The organism is Paenibacillus sp. NRS-1782 (assembly GCF_050467685.1).
In the GTDB taxonomy this organism is placed as follows: domain Bacteria; phylum Bacillota; class Bacilli; order Paenibacillales; family Paenibacillaceae; genus Paenibacillus; species Paenibacillus terrae_A.
In genome coordinates this window covers 51627-65996 of record NZ_JBITPH010000059.1, presented here as the reverse complement: position 1 = coordinate 65996, position 14370 = coordinate 51627, and the positions used below count along the sequence as shown (strand labels likewise).

The 14370-nt window shown below is 47.5% G+C and carries 14 protein-coding genes and 2 tRNA genes; 14 read left to right on the top strand and 2 right to left on the bottom strand.

Translation table 11 applies throughout. The annotated features are described in order from the left end of the window. Window positions 1–12: 12 nt before the first annotated feature. The 10 genes from pnpS to ACIFQM_RS21730 all read left to right on the top strand — a co-directional run bounded on the left by pnpS (window position 13) and on the right by ACIFQM_RS21730 (window position 11254). Window positions 13–1815: a two-component system histidine kinase PnpS gene (gene pnpS, locus ACIFQM_RS21775; protein WP_430037813.1), complete on the top strand. Its 1803-nt coding sequence runs from the start codon at window positions 13–15 to the stop codon at window positions 1813–1815. A 128-nt stretch (window positions 1816–1943) separates the two neighbouring features. Next, on the top strand, window positions 1944–2675 hold the full coding sequence (locus ACIFQM_RS21770; RefSeq protein WP_430037816.1) for a response regulator transcription factor: 732 nt from the start codon (window positions 1944–1946) through the stop codon (window positions 2673–2675). A gap of 161 nt (window positions 2676–2836) precedes the next feature. After that, window positions 2837–3961: a methyl-accepting chemotaxis protein gene (locus ACIFQM_RS21765; protein WP_430066115.1), complete on the top strand. Its 1125-nt coding sequence runs from the start codon at window positions 2837–2839 to the stop codon at window positions 3959–3961. 127 nt (window positions 3962–4088) lie between these two features. Then, entirely contained in the window at window positions 4089–4847 is a 759-nt protein-coding gene (gene pstB, locus ACIFQM_RS21760; RefSeq protein WP_044647067.1) for a phosphate ABC transporter ATP-binding protein PstB, read from the top strand. 40 nt (window positions 4848–4887) lie between these two features. Further along, window positions 4888–5547, top strand: coding sequence for a phosphate signaling complex protein PhoU (gene phoU / locus ACIFQM_RS21755; RefSeq protein ID WP_192512834.1), 660 nt, complete (start codon window positions 4888–4890; stop codon window positions 5545–5547). A gap of 177 nt (window positions 5548–5724) precedes the next feature. After that, the gene (gene polA, locus ACIFQM_RS21750) at window positions 5725–8379 is read left to right on the top strand and encodes a DNA polymerase I (RefSeq protein ID WP_430066113.1); all 2655 of its coding nucleotides are present in this window, start codon (window positions 5725–5727) and stop codon (window positions 8377–8379) included. 70 nt (window positions 8380–8449) lie between these two features. Further along, on the top strand, window positions 8450–9280 hold the full coding sequence (gene mutM / locus ACIFQM_RS21745) for a DNA-formamidopyrimidine glycosylase (RefSeq protein WP_430041485.1): 831 nt from the start codon (window positions 8450–8452) through the stop codon (window positions 9278–9280). Window positions 9281–9393: 113 nt separating this feature from the next. Then, complete coding sequence (gene ytaF / locus ACIFQM_RS21740) at window positions 9394–10086, top strand: sporulation membrane protein YtaF (protein ID WP_430041483.1); 693 nt, start codon at window positions 9394–9396, stop codon at window positions 10084–10086. An 11-nt stretch (window positions 10087–10097) separates the two neighbouring features. Continuing rightward, a complete protein-coding gene (gene coaE / locus ACIFQM_RS21735) occupies window positions 10098–10694 on the top strand; it encodes a dephospho-CoA kinase (protein ID WP_430041481.1) in 597 nt (198 codons plus the stop codon). Further along, a complete protein-coding gene (locus tag ACIFQM_RS21730) occupies window positions 10691–11254 on the top strand; it encodes a lytic transglycosylase domain-containing protein (protein WP_430041479.1) in 564 nt (187 codons plus the stop codon). The genes coaE and ACIFQM_RS21730 overlap by 4 nt, the downstream gene beginning before the upstream one ends. A gap of 136 nt (window positions 11255–11390) precedes the next feature. Here ACIFQM_RS21730 and ACIFQM_RS21725 read toward each other — a convergent pair whose 3' ends face one another. Further along, entirely contained in the window at window positions 11391–11615 is a 225-nt protein-coding gene (locus ACIFQM_RS21725; RefSeq protein WP_137062459.1) for an alpha/beta-type small acid-soluble spore protein, read from the bottom strand. Between the two features lie 105 nt (window positions 11616–11720). Between ACIFQM_RS21725 and nrdR the strand changes: the two genes are divergently transcribed. The 3 genes from nrdR (at window position 11721) to ACIFQM_RS21710 (ending at window position 12476) form a co-directional block, all read left to right on the top strand. Further along, a complete protein-coding gene (gene nrdR, locus ACIFQM_RS21720; protein ID WP_013309614.1) occupies window positions 11721–12188 on the top strand; it encodes a transcriptional regulator NrdR in 468 nt (155 codons plus the stop codon). Window positions 12189–12315: 127 nt separating this feature from the next. Next, a tRNA-Ala gene (locus tag ACIFQM_RS21715) sits at window positions 12316–12391 on the top strand. Between the two features lie 12 nt (window positions 12392–12403). After that, window positions 12404–12476: transfer RNA gene (locus ACIFQM_RS21710), tRNA-Lys, on the top strand. 200 nt (window positions 12477–12676) lie between these two features. On the opposite strand, the gene ACIFQM_RS21705 is transcribed toward ACIFQM_RS21710, so the two are convergent. Next, window positions 12677–13138, bottom strand: coding sequence for a MarR family winged helix-turn-helix transcriptional regulator (locus ACIFQM_RS21705; protein ID WP_430041477.1), 462 nt, complete (start codon window positions 13136–13138; stop codon window positions 12677–12679). A 202-nt stretch (window positions 13139–13340) separates the two neighbouring features. On the opposite strand from ACIFQM_RS21705, the gene ACIFQM_RS21700 reads away from it, so the two are divergent. After that, window positions 13341–14219 (top strand): SDR family NAD(P)-dependent oxidoreductase, encoded by an 879-nt coding sequence (locus ACIFQM_RS21700; protein WP_430041476.1) that lies wholly within the window; start codon window positions 13341–13343, stop codon window positions 14217–14219. Window positions 14220–14370: the final 151 nt, after the last annotated feature.

Below are 14370 nucleotides of genomic sequence, written 5' to 3'. Positions count from 1 at the left end.
ATGGGCATATGTATGAAGTCATTTCGTTTCAGGCTTACCTTGATGATGCTGATTTTGATCGGCGTATCTGTCCTTGCTGCTGGAATCACCATGGGACAAATTTTTAAAAACTCGAACATGAAGGTACTTGAGGAAAATATGGGGCGTGAGATCGACCTGCTTCGGGCTACATTTCCTTTTGTCAGCGCAGACGCTCTTTCCAGTACTGATTACGTCTCCTACTATTCAGAAAAGGCCAAGGAAATTGCACGTCTGACGGACTCACGGGTGACCTTCATTCGCAAGGATGGAACGGTTGTTGGCGATTCACTAAGCGATCCGCGCAAGATGGAGAACCATGTATCACGTGAAGAAATTCGGGAAGCCGCGTCTGAAGGAATCGGACGGACGATACGCTATAGTGAAACTTTGCAGCGAAATATGCTGTACGTGGCAGAGCCTGTTGTATCCGACAAGGGGTTTGACGGATATATCCGTTTGTCCATGAATTTGAAGGCGGTAGAGGAAGGTGTGCAGCGTGGCTGGACGGCGATTGGCATTGGTCTGGTCTTGTTGTTTCTTGCCGCTGGATTGGTCAGTTACCGTATCGCGCGTGGCCTAACCTCGCCTATTGAGCATATTACAGGCGTAGCCAATCGTATTTCCGGGCTGGATTATGACGCAAGAGTTGGCATACAGCGCAGGGATGAGGTAGGGCAACTGGGTGAAGCGATTAACCGCATGGCGGACAGTCTGCAAAACCAAATGAAAACGATACGTGATAATGAGGATTTGCTTCAGAGCGTCATGAGCAATATGACCGGAGGGATTCTCATGATTGATGCCGGGGAGCGGATTGCGCTTGTGAACCGTGAGTCTGAGCGGATGCTCGGTGTCACTAGCACACGGGTGACGGACAAGCCGTATCATGAGCTGAAAAAGCACTACGAGCTGACGAAGCTGATCGAGGGCAGTATACAGAGCCGCGACAGACTGCATGGTGAGGTCCATCTGTATAATCCCGAGGAACGGCTGATTTTGCTCGATGGTGTGCCGATGTATGAGGATGAAGGCAGATATCGCGGCATGCTGTTCCTTTTGCAGGATATTACAGCTATTCGGCGGCTGGAAAATATGCGGAGCGAATTTGTGGCTAATGTTTCCCATGAGCTAAAAACGCCGATTGCCGCAGTCAAGGGCTTTGCCGAGACGTTGCTCGGTGGCGGGGTTAAGGATGAGGAAACAGCCCGTTCCTTTTTGCAAATTATTTATGATGAAAGCGAACGGCTCAATCGGCTGATCGGCGACATTCTGGAGCTGTCCAAAATTGAATCCAAGCGTTCCCCGCTGGATTGCTCTCCGGTTCATGTATCCTCGTTTATAGAATCATTGCTGGAAAAATTGAATAATGTAGCTGCCAAAAAAAGAATTACACTGCATATGGATGTCCCGGATGAACTGTTTATGGAGGCGGATGAAGATAAGCTCCAGCAAATTTTTGTAAACCTTCTGTCTAATGGCATTAACTACACACTTGACGGCGGCAAGGTGAAAATCAAGGTTGTAACAGTACAGCGGGAGAATGACACGGAGAAGGTCGTATTTACAGTTAGCGATACGGGCATCGGGATTCCAAAGAAGGACCTGCCACGCATCTTTGAGCGCTTTTACCGGGTGGATAAAGGGCGTTCGCGCAACTCGGGGGGAACAGGTCTGGGATTGTCCATCGTCAAGCATTTGGTGGACCTACATCATGGGGGGCTTTCCGTGGAAAGTGAGCTTGGTTTGGGCACGACATTTACGATTGAATTGCCGTTATTGCAACAGGAAGAATGAACTAGTTTGGTTTTTACATTCTGTTAACAATGCCGTGATAAAATATACGGGTGTCGCATGAGTATGGAAAAGATTTTGGAATTTTGACCAATGCGCCTTTAAAAGGTAAACAGGAGATGAATTTATTTATGGGACAACGCTTGCTGGTTATTGAGGATGAACCAACGCTTGCCAGATTGCTATCCTACAATTTGATACAAGAGGGTTTTGAAGTAGATACGGAGGATCACGGCAGTGCAGGGTATGAAAAAGCCTCCAGAGAGTCCTATGATTTGATTCTGCTGGATTTGATGCTGCCCGGTATGAACGGACTGGATATTCTGAGCAGACTCCGCCATCAGGGACTAACGACTCCAATCATTATTTTAACAGCCAAAAACGGCGAAGCTGAGGTTGTCCAAGGATTGAAATCAGGAGCGGACGATTACATCACGAAGCCTTTCGGTGTTTCCGAGCTGCTGGCCCGCGTAACGGCTGTGCTGCGAAGAACCTCCGGTGGGGATGAAGGCGTGCTATCCGATCAGAAAGACGGCTCCAAAATTCAATTAGGCGAGCTGGAGATTTATCCTGAGAAATATGAAGTGATTCTCGGAGGACAATCCATCAGCTTAAGGCCGAAGGAATTTGAGGTGCTCCTCTACTTGTCCCGTAAGCCGGGCGTGGTATTGACTCGCGACGATCTGATGAACGCGGTTTGGGGCTTCGACTACATTGGCGGTCAACGGACGGTGGATGTGCATGTTAGCTCATTGCGTAAGAAGCTGGAGCTGGATCCCGATTCGGTTCATATTGATTCGATTCGCGGAGTCGGATACAAACTGGTTGTTAATAAAAAAAGAAGCGCTTCTCATTTACTATAAATGAGGAGCGTTTTTCTTTATGTTCGATTTTTGTATGCGACGATTTTTGTGTCCATTTCGTGATTTTACATTTCGTTAACATAAACAAACGTTACAATCAACAAATGACCGATATGATGTTCCCGTCACTTCAAGTAGTTAAAAAAGGGGACTTCAGAACGATGATAACGGAACCAAAGACCCAGCCGAGTTCCACTGCCGTGATTGAACGTGAATCTAACAAGCCAATTACTACCTACGTGCCTTGCCGGGAGGTTCCGATCATTGGTACGGATATGTCTTGTAAAGAGCTATTAGCACTAATGAAAACGCAGGAAGACATTCCTTGTGTCATTGTCGTTGATAAAAATGGCCTTCCGTTGGGCATTATTATGAGAGATGCGTATAACCGCCATTTTACGGGCAGGTTTGCTGCGGCTCTGTTTTATGACAAGCCTGCTGCGATATTTGCCGACCCCGATACATTAATTGTGGATCTGGAAAGCCCGGCATCGGACATTGTAGAGCAGGCGATGCTGCGCCAAGATCAACGATTTTACGATTGTTTGTTAATTAAGGAGGGGACGAGGTTACTTGGCGTGCTAACGATTCGTGATATCCTGACGGTTGTACAGCGAATGCAAAGAGAAGCGGACGAGCATCGGGGTAAGGTGGTTCGGCATAGCTATGATGGTGCCCATCGGATTCAGACAACTGTGCTGGATGCCGCTAAAGAGGCCGGTGACAGTGTGCGTCTAACCCGCTCGATGAGTGAATTATCACGCCGTGGCAAAATAGAACTGGAAGATGTTCTGCTCTCCTATCGTGCAGTCACAGAGCAAATGAAGCGCCAGCATGAGCAGATTACAGCGCTTACCCAATCGCTGAATGACATTGCAGGCATGGCTTCCTCCATCCGCGCACTCGCGGATCAAAGTGGACTGCTGGCGATCAACGCTTCAATTGAAGCAGCACATTCCGGCGAACACGGGCGTGGCTTCCAGATCGTGTCTCAGGAGGTGCGGAATATGTCACTTCAGACGAAGGTCTTTTCCGCACAGATTACAAGCTTGCTTACAGATATTGAACAAATGCTGCGTGACACTGCCGATCTGACGGATACGAGCATGCAGCAGATTAATAGCGGCTCCCGGTATATATCCGCTGGAACCCAAACATTTACCCAACTGTTACAGGCCGTTGCTGAAATTGAGACCAAAAACAACGAAATGTCCCGTTCCGCAGAGGAAGCGGCTTTGAATGCAGCCGGGATTGCACAGGAGCTGGAGCTTATGCTGAATTCCTGATCATTTTACATACCGTTAACAAATCCACCACACTGAATTTACACACAGCTTATATAATCTTCATATTGTGCAAATCAGGTGCAATGCTTGAGGACCATAACTGCAACACGAAGGAGATCATAAATCAATGAATGATTCCGTTATTCGGATTGATAAGCTGAACTTGTATTATGAGAATTTTCAAGCGCTGAAACATATAAACCTGGATATTCCTGAAAAAACGGTAACAGCCTTCATCGGACCGTCCGGCTGCGGTAAATCTACCTTGTTGCGTACGCTGAATCGGATGAACGATATGATACCGGGAACGCGTATTGAAGGTACGGTGAGTATCGCAGGCCAGGATATATATGGCGATACGATGGAAGTAGAAGCTCTGCGCAAGCAGGTGGGGATGGTTTTTCAACAGCCTAATCCGTTTCCTAAATCTATTTATGATAACGTGGCATACGGTCCGCGTCTGCATGGAATCCGGCAAAAGGACAAGCTGGACGAACTGGTGGAGCAAAGCTTGCGGCAGGCGGCACTCTGGGAAGAGGTTAAGGACTTTCTCAAGCGTTCAGCCCTGAGCTTGTCCGGCGGACAGCAGCAGCGGCTGTGCATTGCTAGAGCGCTTGCTGTGCAGCCAGATATTTTGCTTATGGATGAGGCAACGTCAGCGCTGGACCCGATCTCCACGATGAAGATTGAAGAACTGGTTCAAGAGCTGCGTGACAGATATACGATCGTCATGGTGACGCATAACATGCATCAGGCGGCTCGTGTGTCCGGTCGTACTGCTTTTTTCTTGAACGGTGTTGTGGTAGAGGCGGCAGATACAGAGACGATGTTTTCCACGCCGCAGGATTCCCGTACGGAAGATTATATTTCCGGCCGGTTTGGCTAAAGTTGACCAGATTAGTAATGCCAGGAGGGGTGACTTCGAAATGATTCGCAGAAAAGGTTTTGATGAAGGATTAGATGAGCTGAGAGCCGTACTGCGCGAAATGGGTGCACATGTATCGAAGGCACTCGATCAGGCCATTGAATGTTTGCAGACCAAAAATACGGAATTGGCCCAGCAGGTGGTCAAAAATGATGCATCTCTCAATGCGCTGGAAGAGAACATTCTCGATATGGGCTCCAAGCTCATTATTACCCAGCAGCCGGTAGCCAAGGATTTACGCCGGATCATTGTTGCTTTTAAAATTTCCAGTGATCTGGAAAGGATGGGGGATTTGGCCCTCGATATTGCCAAGGTCACGCTGCGTCTGGAAGGGCAGCAGGTCATCAAGCCGCTGGTGGATATTCCGCAGATGGCTTCGATCGTCAAAGAAATGATTGACGACGCAATTACATCCTATCTGGATGAAAATACAGATTTGGCTTATAAAATGGCCAAAGAGGATGATCGTGTAGATTCCATGTATAGCCATATGATCAGCAATCTGTATGTGTTTATGGTAGAAAAGCCTGAGGAAGCTCCACAAGGCATGCTGCAACTGCTCGTCGGACGATATATTGAACGGATTGGTGACCATGCGACGAATATCGGTGAAAGCACTGTATATCTCGTGACAGGGGAGCGACCAGATTTGAACCAGTAGGGCTTTTCAGGTATATAGCGGTTGTTTCTGACCCAGACTTGTCTTTGTGCAAAAGACGAATCTGGTTAGGGAGCAGCCGTTTTTTTCTGAAAAAGGAGCCTTTATGTTAAGATAGGAAAAGGAATGCGTAAAACGAAAGAACGTTTCGAATGCATTGATGAACTTGCGAGGTGCTAAATGGATAAACTCATGCTTATAGATGGCAACAGTATCATTTACCGGGCGTTTTTCGCTATGCCGCCGTTAACGAATTCGAGCGGACAGCAGACGAACGCGGTGTACGGATTTACAACGATGTTGCTGCGGCTTTTGGAGGAACACAAGCCGACACATATTCTGGTTGCCTTTGATGCTGGAAAAATAACGTTCCGTCACAAAGGATACGAGGATTACAAGGGTGGACGGGAAAAAACGCCGCCGGAGCTGTCCCAACAATTTCCACTGCTGAAAGAGCTGTTGACCGCCTTCGGCATTGCCCAGTTTGAGCTGGATGGCTATGAGGCGGACGATATCATTGGAACCCTGTCTAAAACAGCGGACGAAGCTGGTTTTAACGTGCTGGTGGTTACCGGAGATAAGGATATGCTTCAGTTGGCTTCGGACAACGTCACTGTCGGCTTAACCCGCAAAGGGGTTACCGAGGTGGAGACGTACGGACCTGAGCAGATTCAGGAGCGTTATGGCTTGAAGCCGCTGCAAATCATCGACCTCAAAGGTCTGATGGGCGATACGTCGGACAACATTCCGGGGATTCCGGGCGTGGGGGAGAAGACTGCGCTCAAGCTGTTGCACCAATATGGCTCGGTCGAAGAGGTGCTGGCGCATACGGATGAGCTGAAAGGCAAGATGAAAGAGCGCGTTGAAACGCATGCAGATGATGCACGGATGAGCAAGGATTTGGCGACCATCTATCGGGATGTAACGCTGGACAAGCAGCTGGAAGATGTTGTCTTCGACGGGCTGCAAGCAGAAACAGCGGGACCTGCGCTGGCGAAGCTGGAGTTCAAGTCCTTGCTGGAGCGTTTATCCTTTTCGGGTGAGGTTGGCAGTGCTGGAATAGACGTAGAGGAAGCTGCGGCTGACGTGACCGTATTGGACGAACAGCTGATTAGCGAGCTGGTACATGAACTGGATACCGTCGATCTGCTACATGTAGAGACCCATGGCGATAATCCGCATCATGCTGAAATTGTGGGTCTGGTCTTTGGCGGAGCGGGGCGACAGTTTTTTATGACCTTGGATGTACTGCACACTGATGCAGCCAAGCCTGTCCGTGAATGGCTCGCCGATGTTGGGCGCAAAAAGCGGGGGCATGATTTGCACCGTACGGATTTAGCCTTGCATTGGCACGGGATTGAATTTGCCGGGGCGGAATTCGATGTACAGTTGGCCGGATATTTGCTGGACCCGACGGATGCAAACCAGTCGCTGAGCGGATTGGCAGCCAAGCATAGCTTGTCCTCGATTCGTCCGGACGATGAAGTGTTCGGCAAAGGCGCTAAATATAAAGTACCTGACGTGGATGTGCTGTCCGATCATGTGGCGCGCAAGGCGGCGGTGATTGAAGCGCTGGTACCTGTACAGCAGGCCGAGCTGGAAAAAACGGAAATGCACAAGCTCTTCCATGAGCTGGAGATGCCGTTGTCCCGCATTTTGGCGGATATGGAGAAGCAGGGCATTTTGGTGAATGTGGAAGAACTGCGCGCTTTGGGTAAAGAATTTGAAGCCCAGATTGAAACGCTGGTGCGCGAGATTTACATCATTGCCGGTGTAGAGTTCAATCTGAATTCGCCCAAGCAGCTAGGTGAAATTTTGTTCGATAAGCTGGGCCTTCCTGTTATCAAAAAGACGAAAACCGGGTACTCCACCGATGCCGAGGTACTGGAAAAGCTCGCCCCCTATCATGATATTGTGCAAAACATTTTGCAGTACCGTACCATTGCGAAACTCCAATCCACGTATGTGGAAGGATTGCTTAAGGAAATTTCGGATAAAACGGGCAAGCTGCATACGTATTTCCGACAGACGGTTGCAGCAACCGGACGATTGAGCAGTCAATACCCAAATTTGCAAAATATTCCGATTCGTCTGGAAGAGGGACGTAAAATCCGTAAGGTATTTGTGCCGTCCGAGCCGGGCTGGTCTATTCTCGCGGCGGACTATTCGCAGATCGAGCTAAGGGTGCTGGCTGACATTTCGGATGATGAGCGATTGAAGGAAGCCTTTGTCCACGACATGGATATCCATACGAAGACCGCGTCCGATGTGTTCGGCATCCCTGCGGAAGACGTAGATTCTAACATGCGGCGTTCTGCCAAGGCGGTTAACTTCGGGATTGTCTACGGGATCAGTGATTACGGTTTGTCGCAAAACCTGAATATTACGCGCAAGGAAGCGGCTCGCTTTATTGACCAATATTTTGACGTGTTCCAGGGCGTTCGTCGTTACATGGATGATATTGTGAAGGATGCGAAGCGGGACGGATACGTAAAAACGCTGCTGGAACGCAGACGTTATTTGCCGGAGATTAACGCCAGCAACTTCAACCTGCGCTCGTTCGCGGAGCGTACCGCCATGAATACGCCGATTCAGGGTACCGCAGCCGATATTATCAAGCTGGCGATGGTGCAGATGGACGCGGCGCTTCGCGATCGTAATCTTCGTAGCCGTATGCTGCTTCAAGTACATGATGAGCTTGTTTTCGAGGTTCCGCCGGAGGAATTGGAAACGATGAAAGAGCTTGTCCCGGCTACGATGGAAGCGGCGCTGAAGCTATCTGTACCGCTCAAAGCGGAAGTTAGCTATGGAAGTAATTGGTATGAAGCAAAGTAAGTTATTCAATGAGTAGATAGTCCCAATTTAACGCTGCTTCCGTTATAATATAGGGTGAGGTGAAGACATCATGCCGGAATTACCGGAAGTAGAAACGATTAAACGAACGTTAAACGAGCTTATCGTCGATAAACATATAGATCATGTGACCGTGAATCTGCCGCGCATTATTCAGCGGCCTGATGATATACACGCTTTTGCTATGGAATTGGCTGATCATCGCATTACAGGAGTGGAGAGACGCGGGAAGTTTTTGCGGATTCTGCTGGACGGGCTGGTGCTCGTTTCCCATCTCAGAATGGAAGGACGGTATGGCCTATATTCGCAAAATGATCCTGTGGAAAAGCATACTCACGTTATCTTTCATTTTACGGATGGAACGGAATTACGCTATCAGGATGTTCGCCAATTCGGCACAATGCATTTATTTACGGAAGGACAGGATTTGCTGGAAAAGCCGCTGAACAAGCTCGGTCTGGAGCCGATGGACGAGTCCTTTACACCGGAGGCGCTTCGCGCCGCTGTGGGGACCCGTTCGACTTCGATCAAGGCTGCGCTGTTAAACCAGTCATATGTCGTGGGCATCGGGAATATTTATGTGGATGAGTCGTTGTTTAAGGCGGGTATACATCCGGCACAGCCGGCCAAAAGCTTGGAGGGTGACCAGTTCCGTGTGCTGCATGAAGCGATTATCTCCACACTGAGCGCTTCGATTTTGGTCGGAGGATCGTCCATTAAATCATTCGTCAATGGACAAGGCCAATCGGGCGACTTCCAGCATCAATTGCAAATCTATGGACGTAGCGTTAAGCCTTGTGTTCACTGTGGTACATTGATCGAAAAATCCGTCGTAGCCGGACGTGGTACCCATCATTGCCCAGTCTGCCAGCCTCTGCGTTAAACAGGTACAGTCACCCAAAGCCCATTCCTCTCATATATTGATTCCAAGTACCAATACTGCGAAGGGTTTCGGCTTCTTTAAGGCCCTTCCTTTCGCAATGGGAGGGAATTGGAGTGGCTAATCATTGGGGAGCCCTGCTGCTGCTGGCATTTGCACTAAGTCTGGACAGTTTTGGAGTCGGTGTTACATATGGGCTACGCAAAATGAAAATTCCATTGCTGTCCATTGTCATCATTTCAGTATGCTCAGGTTTGGTCATTGGCATATCCATGCAGCTAGGCGCATTATTGTCGCAGGTTCTGTCTCCTGTATATACGACGGTTTTTGGCGCTGTCATTCTGATTGGGATTGGCTGCCACTCTTTGTATCAGTCCCTGCATCGCAAAGAAGATCTGATTGATGATCCTGATCCTGAGAACAGTAATGTTCTGGTAGGGGAGAAATCTTTAGAAGTACAAGAGGAACGGACCGTATTTTCTTTGGAATTCCGCAAATGGGGTCTCGTTATTCGGATTCTCCGAAGTCCGTCTGCTGCAGATATGGACCGTTCAGGCAGTATATCCGCTATGGAGGCGGTTTGGTTAGGTATCGCTTTATCGGTAGATGCGTTCGGTGCAGGATTGGGAGCAGCTATGCTGGGCTTTCAGCCACTCGCTACTGCGCTGGCTATTGCACTATTCAGTGGGACATTTTTGATTGCAGGTATGAAAACAGGTTTCTGTCTGTCGGCATTCCGATTTATGAAGGCGCTGGGTGTGTTACCGGCATTATTATTGATTATGATGGGTATATTGAAGCTGTTATGAGGTGAAAGAGCATGAATATCGGATTAACCGGAGGTATTGCTACCGGTAAAAGCACCGTGTCGGCTCTACTGGTCGCCAAGGGTGCGCTGCTGATTGACGCAGATGCCATTGCCCGGGAAGTAATGCTTCCGGGGCACCCGGTGCTGACGGCGGTCATACAGCATTTTGGACAAGCTGTGATGAACAGTGATGGAACTTTACACCGCAAAAAGCTGGGCGAGATTGTATTTGGAGACCCTGCTCAAAGGCAGGCGCTTAACGATATTACACATCCTGCGATTCGTGAGGAAATGCGTACGCGCATGGAAACTTACGAGCAGGAACAGCCGGACAAGCTTGTTTTGGCGGATATCCCGTTACTGTATGAGTCCGGGCTGGAGAGCTTGTACGATGAAATTATGGTGGTATACGTACCACGTGATGTGCAGCTCCGGCGTCTGATGCTCAGAGATGGATTGACCGAGGAACAAGCTGGCCTTCGGTTATCCTCGCAAATGGATATTGAACAAAAAAGAAGCCTGGCCGATATCGTCATCGACAATAGTGGAACACAGGCTGAAACAAAACAGCAAATTGATCAATTCTGGCAGCGAAAGGGACTGGCATGAATATTTTGCGCAAAAAAAGAGTCCTGCTGACTTTGTTTGTTGGGTTTGTCTTGATTCTGTTTTTTAATTCAAACTGGATGTCGTGGTTCTATCCGATTCAATATAAGGATGAGATCCGGCAATACTCGCAGACGTATGAAGTGGACCCGTTTTTGGTGGCGTCCATTATCCGTGTTGAGACGAACTTTAAGACCAGCAAGCAGTCGCACAAGGGTGCACTGGGACTCATGCAAATCATGCCCGATACGGCGAATTGGATTATGGACAGCGCCCAGATCCAAAAGGTTCCGCTGGATAGCGTCAAGCACGAGCCAGGCACCAACATTGAGCTGGGAACCTGGTATGTGCATAACCTGTCGATGAAATTTAAGGATAATCCGGTAGCTATCGTTGCGGCTTATAACGCAGGCCCCGGTAAAGTGCAGGAGTGGCTGGATAAGGGCGTATGGGATGGGAAAGAACAATCCATCAAGCAGATCCCTTTTGGCGAGACACGACATTATGTACAGCGGGTTATTTACTACTACAGGCAATACACCAAAATTTATAATCAGTTTTAACGGATGACGAGGCTGCGTGTAAATATGTCATGACAGAATGAGCCTGATGGCATTAAAATGAAAAAAGCGCAGGATAGGCTGCATTTAGCAGCCCGTCCATACACTTTTTCTTGTTGCTTCTGCGTTATTACCGCGATTATTGGTATTGACCTGCCAATTGTTGTTCGGCGATCGTTACGAGGCGTTTTGTGATGTAGCCCCCGATCGAACCGTTCTCATAGGAAGTCATGTTACCTTGGTATCCATCTTGAGGAATGCTGATACCCAGCTCTTGAGCGATTTCATATTTCATTTGCTCCAGAGCGCCGGAGGCTTTGCTGACTACCAGGTTGTTGGAGTTGCCATTGTTTCCTTGTGCCATTGTTGTTCACCTCCTCGCGACGTGGTAAACCTATTATGAACCGTTTTGACAAAATTATTACGAAAAAGTACAGGGGATTTATTGGAAAAAGAAAGTGGTGAATTTATGAAATGTCCTTACTGTGCTTACAATGGAACAAAGGTGCTGGACTCGCGGCCTGCGAATGATAACAAGTCCATCCGCCGCCGCCGCGAATGCGAGCAATGTGCCAGGCGTTTTACCACCTTTGAAATGGTGGAGGAGACTCCACTGATGGTCATTAAAAAGGATGGCAGCCGTGAAGAATTCAGCCGTGATAAAATGCTGCGCGGTCTCATTCGGGCCTGCGAGAAGCGTCCTGTATCTGTCGAGCAACTGGATATGATCGTATCCCAGGTGGAAAACGCTATCCGCAACACAGCCGCTACTGAGGTGGACAGCCAGCAGATCGGCGAGCTGGTCATGGAACAGCTCTATCCTGTTGATGAGGTTGCCTACGTGCGCTTTGCGTCCGTATATCGGCAGTTCAAAGACATCAACATGTTTATGAAGGAACTGAAAACACTTTTATCCAAAGATACAGCCAGCGACTAGATCGCTGACTGTATCTTGGTTGATGGCGGAAGGGTAATTATAATTTTTTTTTATTAAAGTATTGACACAGGGATGAAAATTTTATATGATATAGGAGTCGCTTGAAACGTTTTTAATTACATATAATGGGGCCTTAGCTCAGCTGGGAGAGCGCATCGCTGGCAGCGATGAGGTCAGGGGTTCGATCCCCCTAGGCTCCACCAATTTTATATTATGGACTCTTAGCTCAGTTGGTAGAGCAGTTGACTCTTAATCAATTGGTCCAGGGTTCGAGTCCCTGAGAGTCCATCCTTTAGAAAAACGGCAGAAATGTCGTTTTTTTGTTTTGAATTTAGCTTTGTTATCCTTCGTGGTCACACGTTTGGTCACAGAAGGCCCTACTTTCTTGATGAAAAATAAACGCCATGTTCTCTTTAATGAGGACACGACGTTTATTTTAGTTTTACTCGATGCTTTTAAGAAAGGCAGTCATTCAACCTATGAGCTTGTTACTTATGATCAAATCCGTTAAAATCCCTGAGCATTTCAATAAAATGTTCAAGTTGTTCATCGTCCCATCTTGAAATGTGTTCGTAAAATACAAATTCTTTCTCTTTTAGAGCATCCATCGTCTTTTGTCGCCCAAGCTCAGTGAGGGATAGAAGTATTCCTCGACGATCATCAGGGGAGGCTTCCCTTTTCACATAACCCAAAAGCTCAAGCTGTTTGACGAGACGGCTAACCGAACTGCGATCCATAGCTGTTGATTCCGCCAGCATAGTGGCGCTTGTTGGGCCGTACGAGTAAAGCCAACGGATAATATGGAAGCCCGCAGGTTGTATTGAAGGATTGAAACGTGCTGCAGTTTTGACATTTAGCGCATGTGAGGCGCTTATGAGGGCATTGATTTGTTCGCCGAGCCCCAGCTCCAATTGGCCTCTTGGTGTATTTTTGTGTCGATCAACATTCATCCTATTTCACCTAACCTTAATTGATAAAGTAAATCATTCAAGTAAATTAATTGACATATATCAATTAAAATAATATAGTTGATTTATATCAAGTATATGACTACATCAGCTGCATGTCAAAACTTGAGACGGATATAATGGAGTAAAGCAATGAACGGCCAATTACATTGACAATGACTATTCAGTACAAAGGAGAATCACTATGATGGCTAATCCGATTGTTGTAATAACTGGCGGAACGAGTGGTTTGGGGCAACTCGTTGCGATTGAATTGGCTAAACGTGGTACTCATCTTATCCTGACAGCCAGGAGCAAGGATCGCGCAGAAGCTACTGAAAAAATGATAAAAGAAATGATGCCCTCAACAAAAGTAGACTTTTTTTTCGGTGACCTATCCTTAATGAAGGATGTCAGACGTATAGGAAACGAGATTTCAACTGCATACCCCAAAATAGATGTGCTTTTGAATAATGCAGGACTGCATGCATTCGAACAACGGGTAACCTCCGAGGGATTTGCAGAAATGATGGCTGTGAACTATTTATCACCGTGGTTATTGACGCACGCCTTACAGCATTCCTTGAAAAATGCAGGAAGCGCCAGAATTGTCAATGTTGCCTCGGAAGCTTCACGCAATCATGGCGAGCTTAAGCTCCCTGAGGATTTGACCCATATATCTCCTTTTACTGCCAGAGGCTCTTCTGCAATATATGGAAAAACCAAGCTGTATAACATTATGTTTACGGGTGAATTGGCACGTCAATGGACTGGAACGGGCATCAGTGTGAACGCTCTGAATCCGGGGTTTAATGTTACTGGTCTCGGACGTGAGCTCTGGTTTGCATCAATGCTTGAGCGTTTATTGAATTTTTTTCATATTGGTGATCCACGCAGAGGAGCTGATATTATGACTCGCTTAATGGTGGACCCGCAGTACCAGGCAGTAACAGGAGGGTATTTTAATGTTGGAACCGGACATTCGATTGTACCTGTAGACCCCGGTGGAGATATTGCTATGCAAAATAAACTGTGGAATTGTACGAAAGAATTACTGCAACAAAGAGGTCTTCTTACAATATAACCTGACTTTATGGATTACAGCGGTAAACTGAGGACTGTTTTGTAAAAATCCAAGGTGGGGTAGCATGAAAAAAGTTTGATCATTTATAGTATATATATCGTTTTTATGCTATATAATTGGACTTTTTTGCTTAATAAGATCCAGACACAGA

Excerpts from the sequence above, each read along its gene's own strand:
- ACIFQM_RS21765 (WP_430066115.1), top strand. The coding sequence starts at position 2,837 with ATGATAACGGAACCAAAGACCCAGCCGAGTTCCACTGCCGTGATTGAA.
- phoU (WP_192512834.1), top strand. The coding sequence starts at position 4,888 with ATGATTCGCAGAAAAGGTTTTGATGAAGGATTAGATGAGCTGAGAGCC.
- pnpS (WP_430037813.1), top strand. The coding sequence starts at position 13 with ATGAAGTCATTTCGTTTCAGGCTTACCTTGATGATGCTGATTTTGATC.
- nrdR (WP_013309614.1), top strand. The coding sequence starts at position 11,721 with ATGAAATGTCCTTACTGTGCTTACAATGGAACAAAGGTGCTGGACTCG.
- ACIFQM_RS21700 (WP_430041476.1), top strand. The coding sequence starts at position 13,341 with ATGATGGCTAATCCGATTGTTGTAATAACTGGCGGAACGAGTGGTTTG.
- polA (WP_430066113.1), top strand. The coding sequence starts at position 5,725 with ATGGATAAACTCATGCTTATAGATGGCAACAGTATCATTTACCGGGCG.
- ACIFQM_RS21705 (WP_430041477.1), bottom strand. The coding sequence starts at position 13,138 with ATGAATGTTGATCGACACAAAAATACACCAAGAGGCCAATTGGAGCTG.
- ACIFQM_RS21725 (WP_137062459.1), bottom strand. The coding sequence starts at position 11,615 with ATGGCACAAGGAAACAATGGCAACTCCAACAACCTGGTAGTCAGCAAA.
- pstB (WP_044647067.1), top strand. The coding sequence starts at position 4,089 with ATGAATGATTCCGTTATTCGGATTGATAAGCTGAACTTGTATTATGAG.
- coaE (WP_430041481.1), top strand. The coding sequence starts at position 10,098 with ATGAATATCGGATTAACCGGAGGTATTGCTACCGGTAAAAGCACCGTG.
- ACIFQM_RS21770 (WP_430037816.1), top strand. The coding sequence starts at position 1,944 with ATGGGACAACGCTTGCTGGTTATTGAGGATGAACCAACGCTTGCCAGA.
- ACIFQM_RS21730 (WP_430041479.1), top strand. The coding sequence starts at position 10,691 with ATGAATATTTTGCGCAAAAAAAGAGTCCTGCTGACTTTGTTTGTTGGG.
- mutM (WP_430041485.1), top strand. The coding sequence starts at position 8,450 with ATGCCGGAATTACCGGAAGTAGAAACGATTAAACGAACGTTAAACGAG.